The organism is Rhodospirillaceae bacterium, assembly GCA_040219235.1.
Classification (GTDB): Bacteria; Pseudomonadota; Alphaproteobacteria; order Rhodospirillales; family Rhodospirillaceae; genus WLXB01.
Window position 1 is genome coordinate 422,048 of sequence record JAVJSV010000016.1, and the last position, 21,176, is coordinate 443,223.

The following is a 21,176-nucleotide window of genomic DNA, read 5'->3' on the forward strand; positions in this document are numbered from 1 at the left end:
GCCTCCTGACCTTTTCAGTGTTTGAAGTGACTAGTCTTTATCTTTGTCGTCATTAGCAGGAACCGGGTCTGTCTTACTGACAACGCTCGACAGCATGTCTTGCTTGACACGGATTCGAACATTTTCTGCGATCTCAACTTGCAGTTCACGCTCCTCTGTCAGCACCTTCGTCACCGTGCCAACGATGCCGCCGTTGGTCACAACTTTATCACCACGACGCACAGCATTCAGCATGGCCTGATGATCTTTCATCCGCTTCTGCTGAGGGCGAATAAGCAGAAAATAAAAGACCACAAAAATCAGGATAATTGGAATGAAAGCCGTAAATGCACTTCCGGCACCGGCTGCACCGGCGGCCTGAGCGTAGGCTGGAGTAATTAACATGCAGAAATCCCTCGGTTTTAATTGAATTGCCGGGACTATACCCACGCCCAACAGGGATGCAAATGATCTTCGACCCTTGCAGCCTTGAAATGAGTTGGTAACGTTTTCACGAGAAACAAGATTCTCATAGCAGATCAGGTAAAAAATATGACAGATGACGCGCTTTTGGCCCAAATCACGCGCCTTGCCGATGCCCTAGACCGCCTCTCGCCGCCCAAAAAAGAAAGTGAAAGCTTGCAAGACGGTGACGCCTTTGTTTGGGATCCAAACAATGGGACTCTCAAACCTGTTGCAAAGGTGAATCGGGTACCGCTGGCGCTGCTTCAGGGCATCGACTCCCAGCGGGAGACACTTTTAAAAAATACCCACAATCACGCTGCGGGACTTCCCTCCAATAACGCGCTGCTATGGGGCGCGCGCGGCACCGGCAAGAGTTCCATCGTCAAAGCCATACATGCCGAAGTAAACAGTCTGCTATCTAAAAATCACGCACTGGTCCTGATCGAGATTCATAGGGAAGATATTCCGACCCTTCCGAAATTACTGGATATCGTGCGCCTGCAATCCCGGAGGTTTATCGTTTTTTGCGATGATCTGACGTTTGAGGGCCTGGACGACGGATACAAGGCGCTCAAAGCCGTTCTCGAGGGCGGATTAGAAGGGCGACCAGATAATGTGGTCTTCTACGCCACATCCAACCGTCGCCACATGATGGCCCGGGATATGATCGAAAATGAACAGGCGGTCTCAATTCATCGAGGCGAAGCCGTTGAGGAAAAAGTGTCCCTGTCAGATCGGTTTGGTCTGTGGCTCGGTTTTCATCACCTGGACCAGGACACCTATTTCAAAATCGTGTCAGAATATGCGAGGGCTTTTAGGATCAACATCGCATCAGACGACTTAATCGCCCAGGCAAAAGAATGGAGCGTCACGAGGGGTTCCCGCTCGGGCCGGGTCGCCTGGCAGTTCATTCAACATTTGGCCGGTGAACAGGGTATTCCTATTACCCTTCCAGACTAGACCTTAAGCGGAATCATCCGCTGACCAAGCAACCGACCAAAGGTCAGCGCGGGGGTAACCCCCATTCCGTTGGTTAAGGCATTCCCAGCAGTGGTTGCATTCCCAGTGACCTCACCTGCAGCATAAAGGTTAGGAATAGGCGTACCGTCTTCGCGGGTGACCCGAAGCTGGGCATCAACGCCCAATCCCGCATAGGACATCACGTTCCAGCCCTGCAGCCGAATGGCGTAATACGGCGCTGTTCCAACCGCAAGCGGACGGTGCTCACGGCCCATGGGGTCCGTCGTACCCGCCGATAGGCTTGCATTATATGCGTTGATATCGCGCTCAAGATTGTAAGGGTTGATCCCAGACTTGACGCCCAACTCGCCTAAAGTCTCCGCTTTGGCAAACATGGGATGATCAACAAAAGCGTCATCTAACTGTTCGCGAGACCAGCTTGGGATAAGCGGCGGCGCCGTATCAAGAATTTGCTGGTCAAAAACAGCCCAATGGCGGTGACCCGGTTGTTGACCGAGCACATACTCGCGGTGGGCGACGCTAGGATGATCTTCCCGAACGAACCGCTCGCCATGCATATTAACAAAAACCTCCCAGGGTGGACGACGCTCAACCCCAAGAGCTGCACCAGCAGCAGCCGGTGCTGGGTAATAATCACTCTCCAAAATGGTGCCAAATAGTGTTGCGTACTTTTCTCCTCCACGGACATAGCCGCCAGCGCCAAGACCTAACGTAATACCCTGGCCCTGACTAAAGGGGTACGCAATCTCCCGGAATAAGGGCACGCCATGGAGATCTTGGAACATCCGGGGGTTGGCCATGCAGCCACCACTGGTCAGCAGCACGAATTTGGCCCGGTAATCAACGCGTTCGCCGGTATCATTCTCGGTGACAACGCCGCGCACAGCGCCAGTTTCGTCTTGAATCAAATCCACCGCACCGGTGTCGAGCAGCACTTTAAGGTCTTTTGACGCCTGCGCTTCCACCATCATCGGGTCCATGATGTTTTGAAAGGCTTTCGCACGATCCTTGCTCCACTGATAACGGCGCGTCGTGAATGGCTCATGGCCGCCACCCATCACCGGATGGTTGTCCATGATCGTGTAGCCCCGAGCAGCGAACCAATTGAGGGTATCGCCTGCATGATCGACCAACAGCCGCGTCAGAGCCGGGTCAGAGGTATTGCGGTTGATCCGCATGACATCATCATAATGAGCGTCCGGGGAATCTTCGATCCCCTGTTCTTTTTGCCAGACGGTTCCTGATGCGGCGACCTGTCCGGTTGAACGGTCCATGGTGCCACCGAGTTGTGGCGCCTTGTCGATCACCAAAACCTTGGCTCCACGATCTGCGGCAAATAGAGCTGCTGGCATCCCTGCGGTTCCACCACCAACAATAATTAGATCCCACTCGCTGTTTTGCGCCATGGCACTGCGCATTCCAAAAGTCTGAGTGCTTAAAGCCGCGATTGCTGCCGTGCCGGCCAAAAATGTCCGCTTAGATATGCTTGTATTAAACATCACACCTTTTGAACCACTGCCCATGAGAAGCCTCCTCTCCAGAATTCCTATGTTGCCACCGTGACACTAAAACATCTGAAAGTCAGGCCAAACGGTACACAGCCGGTTAAGACGCGAACACTTAGCTTCCAAACGTTGAAAGATATTCCAAGGGATTAACAGCCTTTGTCCCGCGCCTTAATTCAAAGTGTAATTGCGGTGAACGCACATTCCCACTGCTGCCCGCTCTGGAGATAACCTGGCCTCGGCCAACCGTATCGCCGCGCCGGACGAGCAACTCGTCGTTGTGCGCATATGCTGTCATCCAACCGTCAGCATGTTTTAACAGCAGTAAATTACCAAATCCTTGGAGTTCGTTCCCGGAATAGGCCACCACACCGTTTTCGGCCGCACGCACCGGCGCACCGCGCTCTGTCTCAATATTGATTCCATCGTTATGTAGACCCTGACCGCTGGGACCGAACTTCGAGAGCAGCCTGCCTTCTAACGGCCAAACAAAACGGCTGCCGGCGCGCACGGGCGGCGCTGGTGGGGCTACGGGTGGCGGTGCTGAAGCCACTGGCGCAGGGCTCGACGGACCACGACGAGACTGATCAGATGAACCCGAAGAGCTTGTAGGCATTGATGCTGAACTGGCAATCACTGTTGAACTGCCAGGCATTGCCAACTGCTGTCCTGGATAAATTGTATAAGGAGATACTAGTCCGTTCTTTTGCGCCAAGGCCCGCATGTCTACGCCATACTGACGTGAAATCCCATACAAGTTATCGCCCTGTCGAACGGTGTGTAACCTCGGTTGATCTAATTTGAGAACCTGTCCGGGATACAAAACGTAAGGCGGCTGAAGACCGTTTCGCTCAATGATGGACTTCATCGGGACATTAAAACGCCGCGCAATGAGATACACACTATCGCCGCGCTGAACCGTGACGGTTTCCGGTACCCCCTGACCAAGCAGAAGGCCACCGCGATAGCCAGGCGGCGGGGTCCAACTTGGGGCACAAGCGACCAATCCCAGAAAAATCAGGGCTATTTGGGTGATTCTAAATAAAACGTTTCTCATGGCGGGGAACGATACGAACGGAACTCGCCTTTCGCAAGATAATCAATTCTCGCGGCGACTGCGGCCATCGGGTACACCTTCAACCAAAGGCACAAACCTGACTGGAAAGAGCGGCTCTGACTCCAATCGTCCTTGGTTCTTAGTAACCCTGACCACCATTTGATCGTCCGCAGACTCACCGCCGACCGGCAGTATCATGATGCCGCCCTTGTCAGACAATTGGGCCACCAAGTCCTGGGGCACCACAGGCGCAGCGGCAGTCACAAGAATGCGGTCAAAGGGGGCCTGTCGTGGCCAGCCTTTCCAGCCGTCGCCAGACTGCGTGGTAATGTTGTGCAGAGACATGGCTGTAAAACGTTCTTCGGCGATAGCCAATAAGTCACTATGCCGTTCAATCGTATAAAGGCGACGGCACAAGCGCGAGAGAATGGCTGCCTGGTAGCCAGAACCGGTTCCAATCTCAAGCACTTTATGTCGATCAGACAGTTTGAGCGCCTGCGTCATTAACCCGACCACAAGCGGCTGGCTTATGGTCTGACCACAAGAAATCGGTAAGGCGCGATTGGCCCAAGCTTGGTCTAAAAAGGACTCTTCCACGAAATTTTCGCGAGGAATACGTTCCATCGCTGAAAGCACAGCCGTATCCGTGACTCCAGAATTACGGAGGTCCATGATCAAACGAATGCGGCGGGAGTCCTGGCTCACTCGAGAACCCGCTTCAAAGCTGACAGGGTGTCGCGATCCGTCAGATCCACAGACAGGGGCGTAACCGCAATGTACCCGGCGGCTGTCAAACTCAAGTCTGTGGTTTCATCCTGGGTGTCATGCACACGCGGCGGGCCTATCCAGATATAGGGCCGACCCCTGGGGTCTTCGCGAACGATCAATTCATCACCCAGCTTGTGTTTGCCCTGAATGGCGAGTTTAACGCCTTTCACATCATCAACCGCTAAGTCCGGAAAATTAATATTAATCAATGTATTACGACCCCAACTTGCCTTGCAAACTGAGCGGATCAGGTCGGCCGCATAATGCTCCGCTGTCTCCCAGTTGGGGCTGCCGTTCATGATTTGGCTAAAGGCAATGGCCGGGATATCCTGCAACGTCGCTTCCAGAGCCGCAGCCACCGTGCCGGAGTAATGAACATCTTCGCCCAGGTTTGCGCCCATGTTGATGCCGGACAGCACCAAATCGGGTGGAAAGTCCGTCATGATGTGTTGAGCGGCCACCAGAACGCAATCAGTCGGCGTACCGTCTATCATGAAACGTTTTTCGCCCAATTGCGTGGGCCGCAAAGGGTGATGCAGAGTTAAGGAGTGCCCGGCTCCGCTTTGCTCTCTTGCGGGCGCAACCACCCAGACATCATCCGTAAGCGTGCGGGCTATTTTCTCTAAAATTGCCAGACCTGGTGCGTCTATACCGTCGTCATTGGACAGAAGTATTCTGCTGCCCGAAAGATCATCGACCGGCGTAAACATAACTCTAACTACCCCTGAACTGGCGGTATGACCTCTAAACCGCCCATATAACGCTTAAGGACCTCTGGTATATGAACGCTACCGTCTTGGTGTTGATAATTCTCTAAGACAGCCACCAGGGTCCGGCCGACGGCCAGACCAGAGCCATTTAAGGTGTGTACCGGGCGCGTTCCCTTGGCACCCTCTTCCGGCTTATAGCGCGCGCCCATGCGCAGCGCCTGAAAGTCCAGGCAGTTCGAACACGATGAAATCTCGCGGTACAGATTTTGACCAGGCAGCCAGACTTCGAGATCATAAGTCCGGTTTGCTCCAAATCCCATGTCACCGGTCGATAACGCCATGACTCTGTAAGGAAGCGCCAACTTTTGCAGAATTCCCTCAGCACAGGCCGTCATGCGGTCCAGCTCATCCGCGGATTGCTCCGGCTCAACGATCGAGACCAGCTCGACTTTTTCAAACTGATGTTGCCGGATCATCCCCCGGGTGTCTTTGCCCGCAGCGCCAGCTTCCCGGCGGAAACATTGTGTGAAGGCTGTAAACCTGAGCGGCAATTCGCTGGCCGTTAAAATGCTGTCGGCAACAAGATTGGTTAGAGAGACCTCGGCTGTTGGGATCAACCATAAATCATCCTGGGTCTTGTAAAGGTCATCAGAAAATTTCGGCAGTTGGCCGGTGCCAATCAAAGCTGGGTCTTTCACCAACAACGGCGGAATAACCTCAGTATAGCCGTTCTGTTCTGTGTGCGTGTCCAGCATGAATTGAGCAATCGCCCGCTCTAATCTGGCCAGTGGCCCCGTCAAAACCACAAAGCGCGCGCCGGACATTTTAGCTGCGGCATCAAATTTCATCCCACCCAGGCCCTCACCCAGGGCGACGTGGTCTTTAACCTCAAAGTTAAAAGCGCGGGGTTCTCCGACTTTACGCAGTTCAACGTTGTCGTCTTCGCTTAGGCCGTCTGGAACGTCATCATGCGGCAAGTTTGGAATCCCAAGCAGAAGGGATCGGAGATCGTCCGAAACATGCTTCTGCTCTTCTTCCAGCCGGATCATTTCATCTTTAAGTGCTGCCACGGCGGCCATAATCTCAGAAGCGTCTCCCCCCTGTTTCTTGACCTGGCCGATCTTCTTGGAACTCTCATTGCGCTCTGTTTGCAGCGTTTGGAGCTTGGTCACAGCCTCACGGTTGCGCTCGTCCAACGCCAAGATATTACCAGACAAGGGGTCTAGGCCACGACGTTTGAGGCCGCTGTCAAAGGCTTCTGGATTGTCTCTAATCCACTTTAAATCATGCATGGGAGGTCTAGCCGCTGAGGTGAAGTATTATGGACGCGGGTTATACGGAACCCAAGCCGCAGCGTCCACTGGCATATCCAGATGGCATAACCAGACGGGCGCCGGGCTATCTGAGATCAGGCCTCGTTGAAGTCCGTATCTTCGAACTCATCGTCTTCTGCATCTTCCGCCCAAGCCTCTTCGCGTTTTCGCTCGATAATGCGGCAGGCATAGATGCTGATTTCATAAAGAACCATCATCGGTACAGCCAAGCCGATCTGGCTGATCACATCAGGCGGCGTGACAATGGCGGCAAAAACAAACACCCCGACAATGGCGTACTTGCGTTTCTCGGCCAGTCCATCTGCTGAAACAATGCCGACCCGGGCTAGCAGAACCAGCAAGACAGGCATTTGGAAGCTAATCCCAAAAGCCAGGATCAACTTCATCACCAGCCCAAGGTATTCCCCCACCCTGGCTTCCAGCTCAATCGGCAGCACACTCTCGTCCGCGCCGGTCTGGAACTGCAGTAAGAAACGCCAGGCCATCGGCATGATGAAGTAGTAAACGAAGGAGGCTCCGGCCAAAAACAGGACCGGGCTGGCCACAAGAAACGGCGCAAGCGCGCCCTTCTCGTGCTTGTAAAGCCCGGGCGCGATAAATAACCATAGCTGGCTGGCTATAATTGGAAAGCTGACAAACGCCGCTGCAAAAAAGCCAACCTTAATCTGGGTAAAGAAGGCTTCCGTCAGTGCTGTGTAGATCATGCGGTTGGTGCCGCCGACCTCCAACATAACCTCGGCCAAAGGCTTGACCAAAAAGCCATAGATCGGTTGCGCGAAATAGAAGCACACAAAAAAGGTGATCAGAAACCCCAGGATGGTCCAGATCAGACGGTTCCGTAGCTCCATCAAGTGATCGAGCAACGGCATCGTATGGGAATCAGGATCCTCTGCCATGGGAGCTAGGCGTTACCCGCAGACGCAGAAGATTCTGAAACTTTGGCTGTGTTTGCTGGCGCTGTGTTTGCTGGCGCTGTGTTTGCTGTCACTTCTGTTTTGGCTGCTGGCGGCTCGATAGCTGCAGGGGCCGGTGTGGTGGTGGCCGGTGTGGTGGTGGCCGGAGTCACCTTGGACGGTCCCGGCAGGGACGCCGGGGTTGGCCCGGCTTCGGTTTTGATATGTGAAACCTGCTGTTTGGCATCATCCAGGGTCGATTTCAGGTCCGACTGAAGCTCACCCTTTGGATCAACGGCCTGACTAATCGCGGCTCCGATATCATGGTTTTTAATGGAATTTACTGTTTTTCTGACGTCGTCTAGGTCCGCTTCCCGAACCAAATCATCCATATGGCCCTGGAATTCAGAAGCCAGCCGTCGCGCTTTTCTCATCATGCGGGCCATTGTGCGCATGGCATGAGGAAGTTCCTTAGGCCCAAGCACAAGGATCATCATCAAACCCACAATAGAAAGTTCCCACCAGCTCATTCCGAACACGGTGTTCCTACCTTACTCGTCGCGACAGAAAAATTGCCTGCATAGTGACCAAAAGGTCTAAAAAGTTAGGCGCGCGAAGACGCTTCGTCTTTCTCCTTGGCCATAGCGGTATCGTCCGAAGAGTTTTCGTCGATGGCCTTCTTTACATCTGCTTTTTCGTCATCATCGTCTTTAAGGCCCGATTTGAAAGACTTTATGCCTTTTGCCACATCGCCCATCAGCGCCGGGATTTTACCCTTACCAAAGAGCAGTAATACGACGACAAGAACGACGACCCAGTGCCAAATACTAAATGATCCCATGTCTTTGATTCTCCATGCTTTTTTGCATAAGTTGTTGCTATATCATCGCAGAAACTACGGCTTGCTGCAATGGCACCGAAGCTAAAGTAACTTTCATTCAAGTACTTAGGGCTGAATATCACCCTTCGCAAGGGAAACCAGCTTTCGACCAACAGCTATTAACCTCGATTTGCTTCTTCATCCTCTTGCTGGTTGTCAGCTTCAGAGCCTGTATCTCTAACATTTTCAGCGGCATCTTCGTCTTCATCAATAGAACCATCTTGAAGTTCTTCATTAGCAGCTTGAGGGCTCTCATCAATGCCGTTTTCGACATTTTCTCCGATCTCAACGGCAGCGTCCTTTTCCTCACTCTCTTCGGCGAAATCCTCTGCCATAGCCTCTTCTGAAGATGGCGTTTCGTCGCCTCCCTCAAGAGGCTCAAGCATTTCGTCAGACTCCTCAGTATCAAAGAGTAAAGTGTCGCTGTCATTGGCGCGGGCATTGTATGCCGCAAGGCCCTGCCGACTATCCAGCAGACCCGCTGCTTTTAACTCATCGATCCCCGGCAAATCATTTAGCGATTCCAGACCAAAGTGGTCGAGGAACGCGTCTGAGGTTCCCCATGTGACGGGACGACCTGGTGTATGACGTCGGCCTTTCGGCTTAATCCAGCCTTCTTCCAAAAGGATGTCTATGGTCCCCTTGCTGATCACAACACCGCGGATTTCTTCAATTTCCGCGCGGGTGACTGGCTGGTGATACGCGATAATGGCCAGGGTTTCAGTACCAGCACGAGTGAGCTTTCTCGGCACCATTTTCTCTAGCTTTAAGCGATCGCCAAGATCGGGCGCTGTCCTAAAAAACCAGCGGTTTCCGGCCCGGGTTAACTCGACGCCACGGCCTTTATACAGTGCCTTCAACTTGCCGAGAATACTGGTCACATCGGCAGACTCATCAAGGCGTTCCTTGATGCTGCGCTCAGTCACCGCTGTTGCAGAGGCAAAAATCAGAGCCTCAACCAGACGCATATCTTCATCAACGGTGATCTGCTCAAGTTCATCATTGATGACTGCCTCAAGTTCATCATTATTGGCAACCAACTCGACCACGTTCTCATCAGATGCAGCTTCGGAAACAGTCATTCGGACTCCACAAGTTCAGGCCGGTTTGCCGGCTTCAGAAAAATTGGCGAAAATGCCCCACCGTCTTGACGAACGTCGGCTTTACCCTGCCGAACCAGTTCTAATATCGCCAGCAAAGTGGTGCTAATCGCAGATCTACGTTTAAACGGTGACATACCTTCTTTTGGCAGAAAGGCGGCAAGATTGGTCCAGTCGGGCACATTCGGAAGGATATTGCGCAGGCGTTCGATCGCATCATCAATCGAATACAGGTCAATGGGTTCTATTTCCAGCGCCTTAGGCGGCCCTTCTTGACGCGACCGCGCATAGCCGCGGAGCAAGTCGTAGAGTGAGATATCGTAGACTGAGGTGTACGACACTGGCAGCCCTTCCGGATCTCCACGTGTGAAGAACGCCTGCCCCTTACGCGGCAGTTCCATGAGCTTTTTGCCCGCTTCCTGCATGGATTGCAGACGCAGAAGTTGCCAGCGCAAGGCATCGGCCATTTCTGATGCAGAGGGCTCATCTTCCTCCTCACGCGGCAGGAGAATCTTGGATTTGAGATAGGCCAGCCACGCCGCCATAACCAAATAATCTGCAGCCAATTCCAGGTTATGGATGCGCGCAGCATCCACAAAAACCAGATATTGCTCGGCCAGTTCCAAAATCGAAATGTGGATCAAATCCACTTTCTGATCGCGCGCCAGCGTCAACAGAACATCGATCGGCCCTTCAAAGCCGCCAAGGTTCAACACCAAATCATCCGGATTGGTGGCCGTTTCTGCGGCTATCGACCGCTCATCTTCTTGAAAAGGTGGACGTTCGTCCATGATTAGGGCGATCTCCTCAGATCAATCCAGCGAGATATGCAATTCCGGTGATGACGGCCTCTACGATGGGCATAATCACCCACTCGAAAGGCCGTATCGGAACATCGATCATAGATCCCAGCCAAGGCAGTCCGAGAAGCAAACCGATGATCAGGAACATGCCGTATTTTTCTAGCTGCGCCAAGCGTCGTGCGAGGGGTATTGGAAGTAATCCGACTGCGATCCGTCCACCATCTAAAGGCGGCAAAGGAATTAGGTTAAAAACAAACAGTATCACATTGAGAAATAAGCTATTTCTCAATGTATCGAACGTCCATTGGCCGGCACCATCTGGCACTTCAGGGACCAGATAAATCAACCGTGCGGAGAGCAGCGCCAGAAACAAATTAATCGCAGGCCCAGCCGCCGCCACCCAGACCATATCCCGACGTGGATTCCTTAACCGGCCAAAGTTCACCGGAACCGGCTTTGCCCAGCCAAAAACAAACGGGGCGCGGCTTAAAATGAGAAGGGCGGGTAATAAAAAGGTACCAACCGGGTCAACATGGCGAAACGGGTTTAAAGACACCCGGCCCTGATCCTTGGCCGTTGGGTCGCCAAAATACATGGCCGCATAACCATGCGCTGCTTCGTGCAGTGTTATCGCCAGCAAAGCAGGCAGAATCCAGGTTGAGGCTGTATAGAGCATATCTTCTGCTTTAGGCTGCGGCGTCTAGGAGAGACGCGACCTCGAAAGAGACCGTATTCTTATCAATACTGAGTTGCGGCTGACCACGATAAGCATCCAGCTTTTCCACAGCCTGGTGTGTATTCTCAGAGAGCGCAGAAACGCCTGGAGCCATTTCTTCCATTTCTGAGAGAACGCCGCTGCAATGAAGCGCCACGTCACAGCCCGCTTTAAGACAGGCGTCAGCAAGATCTGCAAACGAACCGCTGAGAGCCTTCATCCCCAGATCATCGCTAAACAAAAGACCTTCAAAGCCGAAGTCTTTGCGGATCACGTCAGAAATGACCTGCTGAGACAATGTTGCAGGCTGGGACTCATCCAGGGCGGAATAGACCACATGGGCAGTCATTGCAGTCACAGGAAGTCTTGAGACCGCCCGAAACGGCACAAAATCAGAAGTTTGGAGATCGATCACCGGCGTATCAACAACCGGCAACGCAGCGTGACTGTCGACCCCTGCCCGACCATGGCCAGGCAAATGCTTAATCACGGGCACAACACCAACGTCCATCAGGCCCTGACAAGCCACCTCTGCCATCGCGGCGACAACACTGGGGTCATCAGATAACGCGCGATTGCCAATCACATCATGGGCCCCAGGTACAGGCACATCCAAACAGGGCGCACAATCGACATCAATGCCTAATTCTGCAAGTTCAGCCCCGATCAACTGCATGTTAATCCTCAGGGCCTTGAGTGCGCGCTCAGGATTCTGAGTATAAACATCGCCAAACACTCTGAACGGCGGTGCAGATCGCCAGTGAGGTGGCCTTAAACGCTGAACGCGGCCACCTTCCTGATCAATCAAAACCAGGGCATTTCTGCCCACACTCTCCCTGAACTCAGTCACCAGACGTCGAACCTGCTCAGGCGACTCAACGTTTCTGGCAAACAGAATAAAGCCAAGCGGATTAGCCGTTTTAAAAAAAACACGCTCTGCGTCCGTCAGCGTGAGCCCTGAACATCCATAGACTGCAGCGGATATAGGGCCGACTGGACTACTCATTGCGAACGACAAGGCAGCCGATGTTTTCCGCCGCCAAAGCCGCACATAGTTCATCCGCTGCTGGGCGTCCGTTTACGGGGCCTGCGCGTAATCTGAAGAAAATGCCCCGCTCGCCAAGATCGGCGCGCACGATTACAGGCCGGTATGCCGCGAGCAAACTGGCATAGCGGCTGCTGATGCGCTGCCATTCCGCTTGGGCCGCTTCTTCTGACCTCAAGGCTGCAATCTGAATAAGATGATCTCCCGACAGCGGATCACGTGTTGCGGATGATGAAGCGGCTGTTGTTGGTTCTGCTTGTGGTTCTACTTGTGGTTCTACTGGTGATGCTGGCGTGGCTGTTGCAACAGGCGCAGCAGGTGTCTCAGCCGCAGGAGCGGGCGGAGGGGGTTGCAGTGAGTCAGACTCCGCCGGAACAGTCGCAGGCTCTGCAATAGGCGCGGCTGCAGACGGCGTTGGCACCGCAATCGGAGCCGTTACACTTTCTGGTGCCGTGTCAGGTGCAGATTCTGGCACAGGCTCTGGGGCAGGCGCTTTGGGCGCTTCAGGGGGTGGTAAAATGTTTTCAGCCCCTGCCGGTGGTGTCGCACCGCCGACACGCTCGTAGACCAACTTGTCTTGGTTCTCGACCTGCATTCCGCCTGGGTCTTCTGGGCGGGCTTTGTAGGGCTCAGGATTGGCGACAATCAGAGGTGTTCGTGCCGTGTCCTGATTTGCCCCAGGACCAAATACGGTCCACGCCGCCGCGCCGGCAATGATCGCGCCAACGACGACACCGACAACCAAACCAATGGTGCGGCCTTTACCACCGGCCTGGTCCCGACCGTAATAGTCATCGTCGAACACCGGGTCCGTAAATGACCCGCGCTCGTCTTTACCGTCCGATTGACGCAACGGGTGTCTTAATAACTGCCCCTGGTGAGACATCATCTCATCTCCTCTACGGGCTCAACGCCAAACACATCCAAACCTGACGCTATCACCACAGCAACAGCGCGGACAAGCGCCAGCCGTGCGACTGACTTATCAGGTTGATCCGGTAATAAAAATCTCAGTTCTGCATTTTCGTTGCCACGGTTCCATAAGGCATGGAGTTGCGACGCTAAGTCATACAAATAGAACGCTATACGATGTGGCTCGTGAGCGATCGCTGCCGCCTCGATGATGCGCGGCCAGGACGCCACCATGCGCATCACGGCCAATTCATCGTCGTCACTGCAAAGGGACAAGTCAGCCCCCGCCAAGGCACCGTCTGAAATATCGACGCCCGGCAAAGCCTCGGCGGCATGACGGAACACCGAGTGAATCCGTGCATGGGCGTATTGGACGTAAAAGACCGGGTTGTCTTTAGATTTCTCAGTCACTTTGGCAAAGTCGAAGTCGAGCGGCGCGTCATTCTTGCGGGTCAGCATAATGAAGCGCACAACATCTTTACCAACGGCGTCGATAAGATCGCGCAGTGTGACAAACGTGCCGGCCCGCTTGGACATACGGACCGGCTCGCCGTTGTCGAACAACTTGACCAGCTGGCAAAGCTTAACGTCCAGCGCTGCTTTGCCCTGAGAGAGAGCTTTGACGCCAGCTTGCATACGCTTTACATAGCCGCCGTGATCTGCGCCCCAGACATCAATCATATCTGTAAAACCACGGTCAAACTTGTCGCGATGATAGGCGACATCTGAAGCAAAATAGGTCCATGAGCCATCAGACTTCTTGAAGGGCCGGTCAATATCGTCGCCAAATTCTGTTGACTTAAACAGGAGTTGCGGCCTTGGTTCCCAGTCTTCCGGGACCTTCCCCTTTGGCGGCTCCAGAACGCCGGTGTAAACCAAGCCTTCTTTTTCCAAGTCCGCTATCGCGGCCTCAACCTGCCCGGCTTCAACAAGCCCTCTCTCAGAGGTGAAGACGCTCTGTTCAATGCCAAGGGCAACTAAGTCATCGCGGATCATGTCCATCATAGCTTTAATGGCAAAAGCCCGGACCGGCATCAGCCAGGTCTCTTCCGATGCATCGGCCCATTTGTCACCATCGCGCGCGGCCAATGCAGAGGCGGCATCTTTCAAATACTCACCGGCGTATTCCACCTCACCGGCCTCAAACGCGGCATCAAAATCCGCCTCGGTTTTATGCCCCAGCGCCACGAGATATCTAAGGTGAACAGCGCGTGCGAGGGAGTCCACCTGCGCCCCGGCATCATTGACGTAGTATTCTTTGGTGACGGCATAGCCGGCTTTTTGCAACAGCGCCGCCAGCGCGTCGCCAAAGACAGCGCCCCGGGCGTGGCCCACATGCAGCGGCCCGGTGGGATTGGCAGAGACATACTCGACATTCACCGGCTGCCCCTGCCCCAACGCACTGCTGCCAAAAGCAATCCCGGTTTTCAGAACGTCACGGACCACGGACTGCCACAGGCTTGGCTCAAGTTTGAGGTTGATAAATCCAGGCCCCGCAATGTCAGCCGATGTGATGCCGTCCAAGCCTGAGAGTCGGACGACGATCTTTTCAGCCACATCACGCGGTTTCATGTGCGCCGGTTTGGCCAGCACCATGGCTGCGTTGGTAGAGACATCGCCATGGCTGGGGTCACGCGGAGGCTCAGCCGTGATGGCATCCAGCGTTAAGCCGGCAGGCAAACCACCGGCAGAAATCTCCGCCTCGATGACCGCCAGAATTTTCGTCCTAATCTCTGCAAAAACATTCATATCAACAAACCGGGGCCAAATAGTCGTGTGTGTTCTGCCAAGGCAAACCGGTCGGTCATGCCTGCAATGTAATCCGCCACCCGCCGCGCTGTTTTTACTCCACGAGGACCGTCCATCTGCCCCTGCCAATCCAATGGCAGCTTATCTGGCTCCTGATGGAGGAGCTCAAAAAGGTCGTGAACAACGCGTACAGCTTGGTCCGCCATCCGGGTGACGCGGTGGTGCCGGTACATATTGGGAAAAAGAAATCCCTTCAAGGCTTTATCGTTGTGCGTCATATCTACGGAGAACCCCACCAACGCGGCCTTAAGACTATGAACGTCTTCTGGCCGCTCAGGTTTTAGGTCTGCCATGCGACGCTGGGACTCAAAAATAACGTCATTCACCATCGCACCGATCAGCCGGCGGACGATTTCATGGACACGCCTTGCGTCGTCCAGGTCGGGATATTCGTGCGCCACATCTTCAACAATAGGGCCAATCAGAGGGACCGATGTGAGGTCAGAGAGGGAAAACAGCCCGGCTTGAAGGCCGTCGTCGATGTCATGGGCATTATAAGCAATATCATCAGCAACAGCTGCGACCTGCGCCTCAGCGGAGGCAAACCGGTCCAACTCCAGGTCGTGCCCGGCGACATATTCCAGGATGGCCAGGGGCACAGCCTCAGTCACACCTCCGCCCGACAGCGGTCCATTGTGCTTGACCAGACCTTCCAAAGTTTCCCAGGTCAGGTTGAGCCCATCAAAACCCGGATAGCGTTGTTCAAGCTTGGTCAAAATACGTAGCCCCTGGGCATTGTGATCAAAACCATTGAAGGGCGCCATACACTCTTGTAGCGCGCCCTCTCCAGCATGGCCAAAGCAGGTGTGGCCCAGGTCATGCGCCAGAGCCAGCGTTTCGGCAAGATCCTCGTTCAGGCCCGTAAAACGGCTGATGGACCGGGCAATTTGAGCAACTTCCAGGCTATGAGATAGCCGTGTCCGGTAGTTGTCGCCTTCATGATAAACAAACACTTGAGTCTTGTATTTCAGGCGGCGAAAGGCGCTGGAATGAATGATTCTGTCCCGATCACGTTGGAATGCGGTGCGCGTTGCCGCTTCCGGTTCCGGATGCAAGCGCCCCCGGGAGTGCGCCGGGTCCGCCGCAACGGGCCCCATACAGTCTCGATATGTGGACAAGTTCGTGATCATGCCGGGCAACCTACCGGAGGCCACAGTTGCAAGCAATCTGAGGCTTAGAGCATTTTCAAAGATTCATTTAAAAGATAGCCGTGAAAATGCTGTAGCTTGAAGGTTGGATGTAAGAGCCCTAGATTAGACACAGTATTGAATTTATAAGGTCATATGGACCCACAGCTATGAATAACATCAGCCCAGAAGCAGGCGTCATTTTGACAGAGCGTGCCGCCGCGAAAGTTGAGAGCCTCATTGCCGAAGAAGGCAATGACAGCCTGATGCTGCGTCTTAACGTGTCTGGTGGCGGGTGTTCTGGCTTTTCCTACGGCTTCAGTCTCGATGCCGACACCACAGCCGACGATAAAGTCTACGAATTCCATGGTGTGAAGCTGGTGGTGGATGAAATGTCGCTTGATCTGCTCGGCGGATCTCAAATCGACTATGTGGAAGATATGATGGCGTCGTCCTTCCGGATCAGTAATCCAAACGCCACGTCTACTTGCGGCTGCGGCACGTCGTTCTCCCTCTAACGCACGCGATAGCGATCCCACTCTAAACACAGCTCCTGCAACGCACCGTAGTTGTGGTCCGTGTCTATGGCGCCATTTCTGCGCCGCTGTTCCTGCTTTAACGCATCCATCATGGGTTGAACCCGCTGCTGCAGGTCCGCAACAGCTCGCCTTGCCCCCATATTAACTGATGGTGCAAACAGGGGCGCAATACGTCGCAATTCATTCTCCAGGGATTGACGCAGGCGCGGCCCATAATCCTTGACGATCTCGAGGTTGATGGCCACATGCTCATTCTCATGATCCAGGATGGTGCGAAACTCGCAACTGCCACGCGGGTATTCCCGCCCCACATAGACAGACAGACGATCCAGGCCAAACTTGGCATTCACCTCATCCAGATAGACACAGTAGCCACCGCCTGGGCGCGGCAACGAGCGTGTGGACGCAGACAACCCCAATGAAATTTCGGCGTAGGTCAAGCCGATGGCATTTTCATGGGCACGGCTGATGCGCTGCCCGCGCACCGTGTAGAGCTGACGTACATCTTGAATTGAGAGGTCTGTATTGTAGGTGGGCTCGATCAACTGAGTATCGAAACGCAATCGCACAGCGTTTGAATAAGGCTCACAGAGATCACCTTGGGCGCGCACGACTTGGGCGACAGCAGAACCAGCATGAAAGGCAAGCAAACAAACAAGAATGCGAAACAACATGCCTCAGATCGTAAACGCTGATCTCTGTTAAGCCTAGTACACAAAAAAGTCCTGAAACCATAAGGCTCCAGGACATAAAAAGCGGGCCCGAAACCTTGCGGCTTCGGGCCCAGGGATCCCCTCCCCTGTGACAGGATCCTAGAACTCTAAGTTGGTACGAATACCAAATGTCCGCTTCTGTTGCGGCACCAAGCCAATACCCTGAAGACTAAAGGACAGGTCGCCTTGTGACGAGAAATCGACGCCCCTTGAGCCGTTAACCCAGGAATCATCGTCGAACAGATTGCGCACGAACACTTCAACTCTCAAGCCCTCGCGCTGGACACCCAAAAAGGCATCAATCAGAAAGTAATCTTCGATGCTTGCTAGGTTCTCGAAATCAACCCATTGCTCGCCCATGTAAGAGACGTTGCCGCGGACGTACCAATTCCATTCATTGATGAGGATGTCTTCATACGTCGTCGTCAAGTTACCCATCCATTCAGGGTAGCGCGCCTGCTCAAGACCCTTGTAGTTGTTGGATGGATAGAACGGAGCTGACGTCGAACGGAACTCGCTCCACTCGTTTTGGTTCCAACTGGCATTGAACTGCATTGAGAGGTTCTCAGTCGCTTGCCACCCGCTCTCAAGTTCCAGGCCCCACAGCTTCTGCTTACCAGAAACGCTAACCCCTAAAGTGTTCGGGAACTGATTTGGCAGTCTGTCACGCAGGTTCGGGTCATCGGCATCACGCACATAGCGAACCTGAACACCTGACGGTAGATTTTTCCAAGTGTAGTAGTAGCCTGTTAGATTAAAGTTCAAAGTATTATCGAAAGCAGACTGCTTCCAGCCGATCTCCAACGCATCAAGTTTCTGAGACGGCGTAGACCCCTGCGATTCACCACTTGGGAACTGACGCGCCAACTGGTCACACTCAGAAATAGAGATAAATGTGCCTGGGTTTAGAGGATCTTCATAAGGTTGGAGGAATGTCTCGTCGGAACAAATCGCCACCAGACCGTTGGTAACTCCTGGCAAACTGCCGCGTGAGACTTGCGCGTAAACTGTGGTCTCGTCGGTAGGACGATAGGTCAGGATAAAACGCGGTGTCCACTGCTTATATGTTGCTGCAAAACCTTGGACAAATGATCCGGCACGAATTTCGGACGTACGTTCGTCCTCAAGATAGCGCACTTCAGCATCGAAAGTGAGTTCTTCAGTGATGTCGTAAGACACTGAACCGTACACACCCCAGACCTCTGCAAGATTACCGCCCGTGGCTGGCAAACCAAACAATCCGGGACCAACAGCGCAAGTGCCAAAGCAAGAATTAATTGCTAACCCGCCGGCACCCGACGTTACAAACTTCTGATTATAGTAGGTCGCTCCGCCCAACCAGCGAAGCCGTTCTTCGCCGGGCGAGGAAATACGTGCCTCGACTGAGTAATCTCGGCTGACTTGCGGATCGTTCGTGTACCAACTCTCAATCGGGGTCCGGTCAAAGTCGAGAATATAGTTAAGATCGGAGTCATTGTAGCCCCCGGTCATATTGAAGTTGTATCCGTCGGCAAACTCCCAATCGAGATTCAGAGATGTCCGGAAGGTTTTCCGCACCAGCCCCATATGATCGATAGATGGCGCACCTTCTACAAATGGAGGGCCATTTACAAACGTATCGATTAGATAGTCAGGACGAGCTGCAGGGGGCAAAAAACCGCCGTTAACACCGTCGAAAGCTGGACGAACAAGCGCGAAGAGTCCAGGTCTGAGACTCGTATTCAAGTCCACCGGCGGCGCACCCGTTTCTCCTACACCAGGGACCACACCGCAATAGTAAGCACCAAGAGTGAGTGTCGCAGGATTACCATCATCGTCAAGACGGTCACGGGTTTGCCCCAAACACGTCGGCGACAAGGTTTGCGCACGGAAAAACGCACTTACCGGATGACCATCGTCATCCTCTTGGTAAAAGACGCGCGCTTTAATTTTAATATCCTCATTAGGCTCCGCATAGATGACGCCGCTAATAGAATTAGATTCTTCTTCACCCAAGCCGCCTCCATCAGTTGCGGTATACTGGGCCCCACGTGCATACATACGCGCGGCAAGCTGAACCGCCATCTTGCCTTCCACGAGAGGTGCGCTTGCGATCGTGCTGAAATCGAATATTCCTCGCGTGGCTGCAGTCGCATCGATGACCATCTCATATTCTTCGAGGCTGGGTGTGCGCGTGATGTAGTTGATAGCACCCGCAAACGTGTTGCGGCCGAAGAACGCAGACTGTGGGCCTTTAATGATTTCAACGCGTTCAAGCTCGTTCAGGGGGAGCACGTTTGCACCACCCAGAGAATAAACACCGTCAACAAACAGTGAGACCGGTTGAATATGCGGAAGTGACCCGCCCGTCGCAACGCCGCGAATTCGAATCTGTGAATTAATGCGGCCACCGGTCCCGCTGGAAGCACGGGGGTCGAATGTAACACCACTAGTCTGCATCACGATGTCGCCAAGATCCCGGAACCCTTGCTCGCGGATATCTGCAGCGCTGAAGGCTGCGATTGATAACGGAATGTCCTGCAAGCGCTCTTCACGTTGCCGCGCTGTTACGACAATTTCTTCAACAGCGAGCTGCTGGGCTGACGCCGGTGAAACGACAGATTGCCCGCCGAGCATGGTGGTTGCGGCGACCGTGCCGAGCAGTAAGGTTCTGGCAGATATAAAACGCATTGATGTGTTCTCCCCCAAGAATGATAGCAGTAGTCTTCATGCAAACGTGAGGGAAGGAAAGCTTCATGAAACCGCAATCACAGAAATAACCCTAGTTTCTTTTTGTTTGTTGCAGATTTACAACGTGGCTCCGCTTCCACCGGGTGCACACTTAGGCTAAGACAAATGCGGTATGACCTTTCCCAGACTTCCCCTCGCTTCACAGCACACTTCGCAGCAGATAGGCATCGCCTAACATGATCAAAATTGCGACCTGGAACGTCAATTCCGTGAAAGCCCGTCTGCCAAACGTCTTGGCCTGGCTGAAGGACTTCGCCCCTGACGTGGTGCTGCTGCAGGAAATCAAAACTGTCGATGAAGCCTTCCCCCGCATGGAAATTGAAGACCTGGGCTACAACGTCGAAACCCACGGGCAGAAGACCTACAACGGCGTTGCGATCCTCTCAAAATCCCCCATCGAAGATGTATCCTGCGGCCTGCCGGGTGATGAGGAGGATGTTCAGGCGCGCTATATGGAAGGCACAGTGTATGGCTGGCTGCGCGTGGCCAGCATCTACCTGCCCAACGGAAATCCTATCAATACCGAGAAATTCCCGTACAAGCTGGGCTGGATGGATCGCCTGGTCACGCACGTCCAAAGCCGCTTGGAGACAGAAGAGGCGTATGTGTTTGGCGGCGATTACAACGTCATCCCTAAAGACGACGATGTTTATGATGCCGCCGCCTTCGCCAAGGATGCCCTGACCCAGCCAGAAAGCCGGGCGCGGTTTCAAGCCCTTAAACACCTTGGACTGACGGACGCCTTCAGGAGCTTCAATCATGCGCCGCATCAATATTCCTACTGGGATTACCAGCGTGGGGCCTGGCAAAAGAACAACGGCCTGCTGATTGATCACCTGCTGTTATCGCCCCAGGCCGCGGATCACCTGAAGGATGCCGGCATAGATAAAGACCCCCGGGGCAAGGAAAAAGCCTCGGATCATACGCCGGTCTGGTGTGTGCTCGACGAGAGCTAAAAAACTCATAAGGGGCCCCCTTGGGTCGAGGTTTTCCTAGAGGGCTCTCACTTTGGTTCGAGATTTTTCTAGAGGGCTCTCACTTTGGTTCGAGCCCATGCACACCCACATTTTTATTAATGTGCTTTGTTATAAATTAATAACAAGTAATTGAT

Annotated in this window: 21 protein-coding genes; 3 read left to right on the forward strand and 18 right to left on the reverse strand. The window is 53.7% G+C overall.

Annotated features, from left to right (window positions below):
* Positions 1-30 precede the first annotated feature (30 nt).
* A complete protein-coding gene (yajC, locus tag RIC29_16630; protein ID MEQ8736552.1) occupies positions 31-384 on the reverse strand; it encodes a preprotein translocase subunit YajC in 354 nt (117 codons plus the stop codon).
* Between the two features lie 147 nt (positions 385-531).
* Here yajC and RIC29_16635 point away from each other — a divergent pair, with 147 nt between their 5' ends.
* Positions 532-1,404: an ATP-binding protein gene (locus tag RIC29_16635; protein MEQ8736553.1), complete on the forward strand. Its 873-nt coding sequence runs from the start codon at positions 532-534 to the stop codon at positions 1,402-1,404.
* Here the strand turns inward: RIC29_16635 and RIC29_16640 are convergent.
* The 15 genes from RIC29_16640 to RIC29_16710 form a co-directional block, all read right to left on the reverse strand.
* Entirely contained in the window at positions 1,401-2,948 is a 1,548-nt protein-coding gene (locus RIC29_16640; GenBank protein ID MEQ8736554.1) for an FAD-dependent oxidoreductase, read from the reverse strand. The genes RIC29_16635 and RIC29_16640 overlap by 4 nt on opposite strands.
* A 97-nt stretch (positions 2,949-3,045) precedes the next feature.
* Positions 3,046-3,987: a M23 family metallopeptidase gene (locus tag RIC29_16645; protein ID MEQ8736555.1), complete on the reverse strand. Its 942-nt coding sequence runs from the start codon at positions 3,985-3,987 to the stop codon at positions 3,046-3,048.
* A gap of 42 nt (positions 3,988-4,029) precedes the next feature.
* Positions 4,030-4,692, reverse strand: a complete 663-nt coding sequence (locus RIC29_16650; protein ID MEQ8736556.1) for a protein-L-isoaspartate(D-aspartate) O-methyltransferase — start codon at positions 4,690-4,692, stop codon at positions 4,030-4,032.
* Positions 4,689-5,465 (reverse strand): 5'/3'-nucleotidase SurE, encoded by a 777-nt coding sequence (surE, locus tag RIC29_16655; GenBank protein MEQ8736557.1) that lies wholly within the window; start codon positions 5,463-5,465, stop codon positions 4,689-4,691. Before surE ends, RIC29_16650 begins: the two co-directional genes overlap by 4 nt.
* 8 nt (positions 5,466-5,473) lie before the next feature.
* Positions 5,474-6,757 carry a serine--tRNA ligase gene (serS, locus tag RIC29_16660; GenBank protein MEQ8736558.1) on the reverse strand — a complete coding sequence of 428 codons (1,284 nt, stop codon included), beginning with the start codon at positions 6,755-6,757 and terminating at the stop codon, positions 5,474-5,476.
* Between the two features lie 116 nt (positions 6,758-6,873).
* A complete protein-coding gene (gene tatC / locus RIC29_16665) occupies positions 6,874-7,695 on the reverse strand; it encodes a twin-arginine translocase subunit TatC (protein ID MEQ8736559.1) in 822 nt (273 codons plus the stop codon).
* Positions 7,696-7,700: 5 nt separating this feature from the next.
* Complete coding sequence (gene tatB, locus RIC29_16670) at positions 7,701-8,222, reverse strand: Sec-independent protein translocase protein TatB (GenBank protein MEQ8736560.1); 522 nt, start codon at positions 8,220-8,222, stop codon at positions 7,701-7,703.
* Positions 8,223-8,296: 74 nt separating this feature from the next.
* Positions 8,297-8,533 (reverse strand): twin-arginine translocase TatA/TatE family subunit, encoded by a 237-nt coding sequence (locus RIC29_16675; GenBank protein MEQ8736561.1) that lies wholly within the window; start codon positions 8,531-8,533, stop codon positions 8,297-8,299.
* 158 nt (positions 8,534-8,691) lie between these two features.
* Positions 8,692-9,654 (reverse strand): SMC-Scp complex subunit ScpB, encoded by a 963-nt coding sequence (scpB, locus tag RIC29_16680; GenBank protein MEQ8736562.1) that lies wholly within the window; start codon positions 9,652-9,654, stop codon positions 8,692-8,694.
* Entirely contained in the window at positions 9,651-10,463 is an 813-nt protein-coding gene (locus tag RIC29_16685; GenBank protein ID MEQ8736563.1) for a ScpA family protein, read from the reverse strand. Before RIC29_16685 ends, scpB begins: the two co-directional genes overlap by 4 nt.
* A 16-nt stretch (positions 10,464-10,479) precedes the next feature.
* Positions 10,480-11,151, reverse strand: coding sequence for a site-2 protease family protein (locus RIC29_16690; GenBank protein ID MEQ8736564.1), 672 nt, complete (start codon positions 11,149-11,151; stop codon positions 10,480-10,482).
* Between the two features lie 10 nt (positions 11,152-11,161).
* Positions 11,162-12,196 (reverse strand): beta-N-acetylhexosaminidase, encoded by a 1,035-nt coding sequence (nagZ, locus tag RIC29_16695; protein ID MEQ8736565.1) that lies wholly within the window; start codon positions 12,194-12,196, stop codon positions 11,162-11,164.
* Positions 12,189-13,124 carry an SPOR domain-containing protein gene (locus tag RIC29_16700; protein ID MEQ8736566.1) on the reverse strand — a complete coding sequence of 312 codons (936 nt, stop codon included), beginning with the start codon at positions 13,122-13,124 and terminating at the stop codon, positions 12,189-12,191. Before RIC29_16700 ends, nagZ begins: the two co-directional genes overlap by 8 nt.
* Positions 13,121-14,896 (reverse strand): arginine--tRNA ligase, encoded by a 1,776-nt coding sequence (gene argS / locus RIC29_16705; protein MEQ8736567.1) that lies wholly within the window; start codon positions 14,894-14,896, stop codon positions 13,121-13,123. Before argS ends, RIC29_16700 begins: the two co-directional genes overlap by 4 nt.
* Positions 14,893-16,086 carry a deoxyguanosinetriphosphate triphosphohydrolase gene (locus tag RIC29_16710; GenBank protein MEQ8736568.1) on the reverse strand — a complete coding sequence of 398 codons (1,194 nt, stop codon included), beginning with the start codon at positions 16,084-16,086 and terminating at the stop codon, positions 14,893-14,895. The genes argS and RIC29_16710 overlap by 4 nt, the downstream gene beginning before the upstream one ends.
* Before the next feature lie 167 nt (positions 16,087-16,253).
* Here RIC29_16710 and erpA point away from each other — a divergent pair, with 167 nt between their 5' ends.
* A complete protein-coding gene (gene erpA / locus RIC29_16715) occupies positions 16,254-16,601 on the forward strand; it encodes an iron-sulfur cluster insertion protein ErpA (protein MEQ8736569.1) in 348 nt (115 codons plus the stop codon).
* On the opposite strand, the gene RIC29_16720 is transcribed toward erpA, so the two are convergent.
* Together RIC29_16720 and RIC29_16725 are read right to left on the reverse strand one after the other, a co-directional pair.
* The gene (locus RIC29_16720; GenBank protein MEQ8736570.1) at positions 16,598-17,296 is read right to left on the reverse strand and encodes a hypothetical protein; all 699 of its coding nucleotides are present in this window, start codon (positions 17,294-17,296) and stop codon (positions 16,598-16,600) included. The two genes, erpA and RIC29_16720, sit on opposite strands and share 4 nt — an antisense overlap.
* A gap of 138 nt (positions 17,297-17,434) precedes the next feature.
* Positions 17,435-20,005, reverse strand: coding sequence for a TonB-dependent receptor (locus RIC29_16725; protein ID MEQ8736571.1), 2,571 nt, complete (start codon positions 20,003-20,005; stop codon positions 17,435-17,437).
* A 236-nt stretch (positions 20,006-20,241) separates the two neighbouring features.
* Between RIC29_16725 and xth the strand changes: the two genes are divergently transcribed.
* On the forward strand, positions 20,242-21,021 hold the full coding sequence (gene xth, locus RIC29_16730; protein ID MEQ8736572.1) for an exodeoxyribonuclease III: 780 nt from the start codon (positions 20,242-20,244) through the stop codon (positions 21,019-21,021).
* Positions 21,022-21,176 lie beyond the last annotated feature (155 nt).

What these genes read in the sequence shown, in the direction of transcription:
- yajC (MEQ8736552.1), bottom strand. Translation starts at nt 384, where the DNA reads ATGTTAATTACTCCAGCCTACGCTCAGGCCGCCGGTGCAGCCGGTGCC.
- RIC29_16635 (MEQ8736553.1), top strand. Translation starts at nt 532, where the DNA reads ATGACAGATGACGCGCTTTTGGCCCAAATCACGCGCCTTGCCGATGCC.
- RIC29_16640 (MEQ8736554.1), bottom strand. Translation starts at nt 2,948, where the DNA reads ATGGGCAGTGGTTCAAAAGGTGTGATGTTTAATACAAGCATATCTAAG.
- RIC29_16645 (MEQ8736555.1), bottom strand. Translation starts at nt 3,987, where the DNA reads ATGAGAAACGTTTTATTTAGAATCACCCAAATAGCCCTGATTTTTCTG.
- surE (MEQ8736557.1), bottom strand. Translation starts at nt 5,465, where the DNA reads ATGTTTACGCCGGTCGATGATCTTTCGGGCAGCAGAATACTTCTGTCC.
- serS (MEQ8736558.1), bottom strand. Translation starts at nt 6,757, where the DNA reads ATGCATGATTTAAAGTGGATTAGAGACAATCCAGAAGCCTTTGACAGC.
- tatC (MEQ8736559.1), bottom strand. Translation starts at nt 7,695, where the DNA reads ATGGCAGAGGATCCTGATTCCCATACGATGCCGTTGCTCGATCACTTG.
- tatB (MEQ8736560.1), bottom strand. Translation starts at nt 8,222, where the DNA reads ATGAGCTGGTGGGAACTTTCTATTGTGGGTTTGATGATGATCCTTGTG.
- RIC29_16675 (MEQ8736561.1), bottom strand. Translation starts at nt 8,533, where the DNA reads ATGGGATCATTTAGTATTTGGCACTGGGTCGTCGTTCTTGTCGTCGTA.
- scpB (MEQ8736562.1), bottom strand. Translation starts at nt 9,654, where the DNA reads ATGACTGTTTCCGAAGCTGCATCTGATGAGAACGTGGTCGAGTTGGTT.
- RIC29_16685 (MEQ8736563.1), bottom strand. Translation starts at nt 10,463, where the DNA reads ATGGACGAACGTCCACCTTTTCAAGAAGATGAGCGGTCGATAGCCGCA.
- RIC29_16690 (MEQ8736564.1), bottom strand. Translation starts at nt 11,151, where the DNA reads ATGCTCTATACAGCCTCAACCTGGATTCTGCCTGCTTTGCTGGCGATA.
- nagZ (MEQ8736565.1), bottom strand. Translation starts at nt 12,196, where the DNA reads ATGAGTAGTCCAGTCGGCCCTATATCCGCTGCAGTCTATGGATGTTCA.
- RIC29_16700 (MEQ8736566.1), bottom strand. Translation starts at nt 13,124, where the DNA reads ATGATGTCTCACCAGGGGCAGTTATTAAGACACCCGTTGCGTCAATCG.
- argS (MEQ8736567.1), bottom strand. Translation starts at nt 14,896, where the DNA reads ATGAATGTTTTTGCAGAGATTAGGACGAAAATTCTGGCGGTCATCGAG.
- RIC29_16710 (MEQ8736568.1), bottom strand. Translation starts at nt 16,086, where the DNA reads ATGATCACGAACTTGTCCACATATCGAGACTGTATGGGGCCCGTTGCG.
- erpA (MEQ8736569.1), top strand. Translation starts at nt 16,254, where the DNA reads ATGAATAACATCAGCCCAGAAGCAGGCGTCATTTTGACAGAGCGTGCC.
- RIC29_16720 (MEQ8736570.1), bottom strand. Translation starts at nt 17,296, where the DNA reads ATGTTGTTTCGCATTCTTGTTTGTTTGCTTGCCTTTCATGCTGGTTCT.
- RIC29_16725 (MEQ8736571.1), bottom strand. Translation starts at nt 20,005, where the DNA reads ATGCGTTTTATATCTGCCAGAACCTTACTGCTCGGCACGGTCGCCGCA.
- xth (MEQ8736572.1), top strand. Translation starts at nt 20,242, where the DNA reads ATGATCAAAATTGCGACCTGGAACGTCAATTCCGTGAAAGCCCGTCTG.